Origin of the sequence: Escherichia sp. 94.0001 (genome assembly GCF_013369155.2) — a bacterium.
GTDB classification, from domain to species: domain Bacteria; phylum Pseudomonadota; class Gammaproteobacteria; order Enterobacterales; family Enterobacteriaceae; genus Escherichia; species Escherichia coli_F.
Window position 1 is genome coordinate 1 of record NZ_JABWMS020000254.1, and the last position, 397, is coordinate 397.

At 36.8% G+C, this 397-nt stretch carries 1 protein-coding gene; it reads left to right on the forward strand.

Features of this window, described 5'->3' with window-relative positions; genetic code table 11:
* A partial coding sequence (locus HEN33_RS25570; protein WP_183083549.1) for a DUF4765 family protein occupies positions 1-397 on the forward strand: 397 nt, incomplete at both ends.

The following is a 397-nucleotide window of genomic DNA, read 5'->3' on the forward strand; positions in this document are numbered from 1 at the left end:
ATATTGCAGATGAGATAGAGCAAGTAATCGATAAAGGAAGCAAAGTTCAATTGGAGGTATATAATTTATTATCCGAAGAAAAGATATTTGAACATAAAATTATGAATAATTGGACAAGGAGCATAAAAAATATATTGACGACATATTTGTTTATGTCATCAGGAGCGGTGACAGCCAGAAATGTTCAAACCTTTTCTCCAACAATAAATAATGAGTCAAGGATTCGATTGCCGAGAGCATTGCCAGTAGGCCATCCATATCCTGAGGAACATAAGGCTTCTGGTTTCTCCCCTTTTATGATGGGGGGGCTGAGTGGTGATATTCTTCCGGAAATTTTAACGGGGAATGGACCATCTATATTTTTTAACGGAAAACATAATAACCAACATGATGGAGC